Origin of the sequence: uncultured Roseibium sp., assembly GCF_947499295.1 — a bacterium.
Lineage (GTDB): Bacteria > Pseudomonadota > Alphaproteobacteria > Rhizobiales > Stappiaceae > Roseibium.
Map to the genome: position 1 here is coordinate 1 of NZ_CANMNP010000051.1, position 6,355 is coordinate 6,355.

General features: G+C 56.9%; 3 protein-coding genes and 2 pseudogenes. 1 reads left to right on the forward strand and 4 read right to left on the reverse strand.

Going from position 1 to position 6,355, the window contains the following annotated elements:
- The 4 genes and pseudogenes from Q0835_RS29005 to Q0835_RS29020 all read right to left on the reverse strand — a co-directional run.
- A partial coding sequence (locus Q0835_RS29005) for a DUF1403 family protein (RefSeq protein WP_298966798.1) occupies nucleotides 1–231 on the reverse strand: 231 nt, incomplete at its 3' end.
- A gap of 89 nt (nucleotides 232–320) precedes the next feature.
- Nucleotides 321–861: pseudogene (locus Q0835_RS29010) on the reverse strand (transposase); the annotation flags it as partial.
- A 325-nt stretch (nucleotides 862–1,186) separates the two neighbouring features.
- Entirely contained in the window at nucleotides 1,187–2,374 is a 1,188-nt protein-coding gene (gene metK / locus Q0835_RS29015; protein WP_298966801.1) for a methionine adenosyltransferase, read from the reverse strand.
- Between the two features lie 81 nt (nucleotides 2,375–2,455).
- Complete coding sequence (locus Q0835_RS29020) at nucleotides 2,456–4,150, reverse strand: methyltransferase domain-containing protein (protein ID WP_298966804.1); 1,695 nt, start codon at nucleotides 4,148–4,150, stop codon at nucleotides 2,456–2,458.
- Nucleotides 4,151–4,942: 792 nt separating this feature from the next.
- On the opposite strand from Q0835_RS29020, the pseudogene Q0835_RS29025 reads away from it, so the two are divergent.
- A pseudogene (locus Q0835_RS29025) lies at nucleotides 4,943–5,948 on the forward strand (IS110 family transposase).
- Nucleotides 5,949–6,355 lie beyond the last annotated feature (407 nt).

Consider the following 6,355-nt stretch of genomic DNA (forward strand, 5'->3'; position numbering starts at 1 on the left):
CAGCTTTTTGGCGATCAGCCAGTCGGCCAGAGCCCAGGCCAGGTTTTCCGCGTCCGAACGCGTGGACCAGATCGCCGCTATCAGGTCAGCAGCGGCAAAGGGCACCGCCCGGCGGGATTGCAGAGCGTCATCGAGACAGACCGGAATAGAGGCCAGTTGGTCATCGAAGGCGAGATCCAGCAGGTCTGTGAGTTCTTTCAAGAACGGCGTCGTGATCGCGCCGTGACGCATGGTCAGGTTCCGGAAGGCCAAAAAAGGTCCGGCCAGCCGGGCCCGGATCGTCTCCTGACGCTGTCAACAGCACCGCTTCAGTTCACGCCGCGGCCGGCTTTAACCGCCGCGGCCTTGGCCAACCGGATATGACTTTGCCTGAGCACGATGCCATACCGCTTCGCCAGCCGAACCAGAGCCTGGATCGCCTTCAGGTACAGCCGGCTGTCGGTCGGGTGGGCGATCGCCTTCGGCTGTACCGTGGTATCGACGGTGATCCGTTCCAGCGAACTCGGCTTGGCGGTCCCGGTGTCGAAGGCCACCTCAATGCTCGCCGTCAACAAGTCTGCCAGCCCCTCAGGCCCGATCCGCTTGCGCCAGCGTGTCATCGTGCTGGCGTCGAGCGGCGCTTCATGCTGGAAGAACTCAAAGCCGCAGAAATACTGCCAATACGCATTCTCCACCCAGCGGTCCACCATCTCCTCGTCCGACAGGTCGTAGACGGGTTTGAGGTAATGCAGCCCCATCATCGAACCCCGCCCACGGCATCAGCCCTGACAACCGCACCAGTGCGTGCTTCATATTGATGATCGCGTCAAGGCGCTCGCGGAAGAGATCGTTCTTGTCGCATGAGGGGCGGTAGGGAAGCATCAAAAACACCGGAAAAGGAATGGATCAGGATCAATTTCCGGTATTTTCCAGTACTTCAAACCCGATGCCCCCCCACAGTGCAACGCTTCAAGGGGTTTTTCAGGGCAAACTATTGGGCGAGGATGTTTTCACGAGCGGGCCATGAAGTACGCCTGGTTGACGCTCGTTCTCACCTATTTTGTCGCGCGGCAGTCGGCGCAAAGTGGTGAACTCCATAAGTCACCGTTCTTTCCATGGCCCCTCGCTGTCTCCTGCAAAAGGCGGGTCAACCAACCTTCCAGAATGCGAACCCCGGAACACAGCGCACCGGGGCAGATTACAGGGGTTATTCAGCCGCGTCGGCCCGGCCCCCGTAGTGTTGGGCCAGGTCGTCGGCGATATCGGTCTTTTCCCAGCCGAAGCCACCATCCTGGTCGGGTGTCCGTCCGAAGTGTCCGTAAGCTGCGGTTCGCGCATAAATGGGTTTGATCAATCCAAGCTGTTCACGGATACCGCGAGGGGTCAGACGAACCATGTCCCGAAGCGTCTTTCCGAGCAAAACCTCATCCACCTTGCCCGTTCCCTGCGTATCGACATAGACAGCGACCGGATCCGGAACACCAATAGCGTATGCGAGCTGGATCAGGCATTTGTCGGCAAGACCTGCTGCGACCACATTCTTGGCGAGGTAGCGAGACGCGTATGCGGCCGACCGGTCAACCTTTGTAGGGTCTTTGCCGGAGAACGCTCCTCCGCCATGCGGAGCGGCGCCGCCATAGGTATCGACAATGATTTTCCGGCCAGTAAGTCCGGAATCGCCGTCCGGGCCGCCAATGACAAAACGGCCTGTCGGATTGATGTAAATCCGGTTTTCAGGAACCGTCCAGCCAGCAGGCAATGCGTGCAGGATAAAGGGCAGAACCGCATCACACACGTCTTCCTGGCTGACATTTTCACCGTGCTGTGTCGAGACGACAACCGCATCGATCCCTACAGGACGACCTTTTTCGTATTTCAGAGTCACCTGGCTCTTGGAATCTGGCTGAAGGCGCTGTTCCTTGCCGGCCTTTCGAGCCTCGGCCATGGTGCGCAGGATCTTGTGCGACAGGAGGATCGGCATGGGCATCAGCTCCTCCGTCTCGTTGCAGGCGTAGCCAAACATGATGCCCTGGTCACCGGCGCCTTCTTCGCCCTTGTCCCCTTCGTCAACACCCATGGCAATGTCTGCCGACTGCTGATGCAGGCGGTTGACAACTTCCATGGTCTTCCAATGGAAACCCTCCTGTTCGTATCCAATATCCTTGACGGCCGCGCGAACTAGTTCCTCGACACTCTCCAGAACTGTCTGGGGGCCACGGACCTCACCGGCGACGGTAACGTGGTTGGTCGTGGTCAGGGTTTCGCAGGCGACACGGGCATTTGGATCTTCAGCCAGGAAGGCGTCTAGAATGGTGTCGGAAATTCGGTCGCATACCTTGTCCGGATGGCCCTCAGATACGGATTCGCTGGTGAACAGCCAAGTGTTTTGCGTCATTGCGCACTCCTAGTGATTGGGAAATGGTCGCCCCTGCCCGCAGCATGATCAGTGGCCGGCAGGGTTCACATGTCTGAAAGGTTATTCGGGTTTCCGGAACAGCTGAAAGCCCCAAGCCAGCTGACCGGCATCCGCGCTGTCGACCCAGTTCTGGAGACCCGCAGCCATCTTGTCGAGATACTCCGCAGATGCCCCTTCACTGCGTAGCCGGTCGTAGTTGGCGAGCAATTCTTCGCGGACCCTGTGGTAGTGGTTCCTGAGCTGACCGGTCATGTCTTGCTGTTCTGTGATCTCGAAACCAAGCGCGGACGCCGCTTCGCGATAGAAGCGGAATGAACCAAGGCTGTTGAGCTGCAAGCGATCATAAACGGGTTGAAGTGCGGCCGGGTCGGCATGGTCGGCTTGCATTGGATCGGTGAAAATGAAGTATCCGCCCGGTTTCAGAACGCGATACACTTCCTTGAGAACCTGATCGCGTTGGTCAGAGTGCAGAATTGCATCCTGGCTCCAGACGATCTCAACACTTTCTGCTTTTTCCGGTATGTCCTCGAAGACCCCATGAACGACGCGTATCTTGTCCTTGAATCCCTGTTGAACATTGCGGTGCCGGTTGGTGTCGTTCTGGACATCGGAAATATTCAGGCAGATCGCTTCACAACCGGCTTGCTTGACCACCTTGCGCATGGCGCCGCCATAACCGGAGCCAATGTCAAGCACCGTGGCATTGCTGTCCAGGTTGGGCAGAATGTTGACCATTGCATCAATGGTGAGGTCTGACGCGTCGCGGATGTTGCTGGTCGTGTCGTAAAGGCCGATATGCAGATCCTGGCCACCCCAGACGATGCTGTAGAACGTGTCCGCATCGTCACTGTCATAGTAAGTTTCCGCGACCTCTCGGATGTCCTGCTTGCCCGCCTCCAGCGGCGCCCCACCCCAGCGCGCAAGATGCAGGCTGGACTTCTCTGCGATATGGATAAAAAAGTCAGGTTCGCTTTCAGCATAGGTTTCCTGAAAGTCGCCATAGGTGCGGACACGCTCGAAACCGGCTTCTGACAAAAGTTTGCGCATGTAGTTCTTGCGCACCGGACACATATTGAGAGTGAATTCGGCGCCATCGGGAAAGCTGTATTTGAAGCGTGCGAGCCCTTCGTCCAGATACTCGGGCTCCGCACTGACCTTCTCACCAGCGTAGTAGTATTTGTGTTTGTTGGAATAATCCTTGTTGTCGAGCATCGCATCGTAGTTGCGCTGATCGATGATCAGGATACCGTCATGCTTCAGGGCCGCATAGAACTCTGCAAAAGCCCTGCGGCGGTCACCTTCCTGATGCAGATGCGTGAAAGAATTGCCAAGGCAGATGATGGCGTCGTATTTGCCCTGAATGCCCCGATTGAGCCAACGCCAGTCCGCCTGGACCGTCTTCAGGATCATGCCGCGCTTCTGGCCGTTTTCAAATGCCTTGGCCAGCATCGCGGCAGATCCGTCCGCGGAGGTGACATTGAAGCCGGACCGGGTCAGGCGAACCGAATGAAAGCCCGTGCCGGTGGCAACGTCCAGGACATTTTCCTTGCCACGGGCGCGCAACACGTCCATAAAAAACTGACCTTCGCTGTCAGCCCGCGCCTCCCAGTCGATGAGTTCATCCCACTTTTCGACAAAGGCCATGATGTATTCGCCGCGGTATAGGTCGGTTTCCCGGTCCGTCGTCGGATCCAAGCCATAGGTCTGCTCGTCCAGATGCAGCTCGGCATTTGTCGCCAACTGTTCAGACTGCATGAAATCAATCCCTTCTGTGGTCGATTTGAAACGGCCTGCGGGCCGCGGCGCGCACGCGCTCACACACCTTCCTCAAGTCAAGGATGGCGCAAAACAGAACTGTTTAGTTTCAGATCCGGCGATGAAGTGCTGCCGAGCACTAATTGAAGCAATCAGGCCCAAAAGGTATGGGCCGGGTGCCGGACCCAGAGGCAAAAGACGCGCGGCAGCAGCACAAAATGGCCGCTAAATGATCGACGAAGCGTTTGGAGCTTCGATGAACCATGCAAATGGGGCGCGCCCATAAGCCAAGAAGTAGCGCGACATTAACAAACACCCGGGTCATTGCAACAGCTGGTAGGGGAAAAGCTCGTCAAACAGAGCGAGAACTTTCTGTAACTAACTGTTTCTTATGGTTATTTTTTTCTAAACTTTTCTGACAGCGGCTGCAACACATGACAATTTCTGCGGGCCAGTCGTTGAACGAGGGTCAAAACCCTCTTCCATCTCGCTCCGACCCGCAAAGGAATGCACTGAAAATCATGGACGTCGATTGAACAAGTCCTGATTGGAAAACCAGATTGGGGTTGGGCGCCATAGGAGCCCGCGGTATCGAATTGGACCCAATCAGCGAACTGACCATCTTTGCCAGTGGTGCGTCAAAAGCCGCAATTCGAGGCCGGACATACGACCGCGATCAATCGCCGGCAATCAGATCAGAAAATCCTTACAGACCCGAGGGCAATGGTATGGACCCCGCCACCTGTCTGCAGTGACACTTCGACATCCAAAGGATGAAAGAGGAGACATGTCATGGATATCGTGAGGATTGGCCTGGATCTGGCAAAAACTGTATTTCAGGTCCACGGTGTTGGCAGCGACGATCACACTATTCTCAGAAAAACACTGCGTCGCGATGCCGTTGTGCCGTTCTTCGCCCAGTTGCCACCCTGCCTCGTTGGCATGGAAGCCTGCAGCGGCTCGCATTTTTGGGCGCGAATGCTGACCGAGCTCGGGCACGAAGTCCGTCTGATCTCACCGCAATTCGTCGCGCCCTATGTTAAATCCAATAAGAACGACTGCAACGACGCAGAAGCGATCTGTGAGACCGTCGGCCGCCCCTCGATGCGGTTCGTTCCACAAAAAATCACCGGAGCAACTGGAGATACAATCCGTCCACCGCATCCGGCAGAGGTTGATCTCGGACCGGACGCGGCTTGTGAACCAGATTCGAGGCTTGCTGGCCGAACATGGCTTTGTGATCGCTCGCGACATCAGCCGCCTGCGCCAGGCCCTACGGCAGATCGTGGATGGGCGCCGCAGAGTCGACGGCGTGCCGGATATGATGCGCGAACTCGTGATCAAAATCCGGGAAGAGTTGGCTGAACTCTATAAGCGCATCGCCTCTTTCAACAGCAGGATCCGAGTGTTGTTCCGGACAAATGAAGCCTGCCAGCGGATCGGCCGGATCGAAGGGATCGGACCAATCACGGCAACAGCCCTGGTTGCGGCGGCGGGGAACCAGAGTTGCTTCCGGAGCGGGCGGGAGTTCGCAGCTTGGCTCGGACTGGTTCACAGACAAAGATCGAGCGGAGGCAAGGCACGGCTCCTCGGTATCAGCACGTACGGAGATGGCTATCTGCGGACACTGATGATCCACGGAGCCTGTGCAGTTTTGGGTAAGGCCCACGGCAAGACGGATGCGAGAAGTCTCTGGATCGGCCGGCTGCGCGAACGATGGCATCCAAATATCGTGGCTGCCGCGCTGGCCAACAAGAACGCTAGGATCATTTGGTCCGGCCTAGCACGGAACGAATAATACGATCCGAAGCGCGGTACTGCTGTCGGTTGAGGTCATCGGGAAGACTGACTAAAATGGCCGTAGCGCTCGAACAATTGCAGCAACTTGGCTGGGGATGGTGAAAGGGTCGCTCCCATCGCTTTCTGAACCTGATGTGTGGACCGGCACAGCACCTGCCGATGCCTCGGGGGCATTGAGGAGAAAGCACGCGGAATTCATCGCGGCTCGCGGCGACGAAATATCGGGCCGCTCGAAGAAGCCGGATATACGTCCGCAATTGCGAACTCGAAACCGACCAGATCAGGTGTTGCAATCAGGCGGGGTCCATATACATCCACCCACAACCCTTAAAGCGTGTCGCGTTTAATTGCATTCATATCCAGCGTGTTTGAAGAAGTTCCTGCATTCAGTAGGAGTGAACAGGT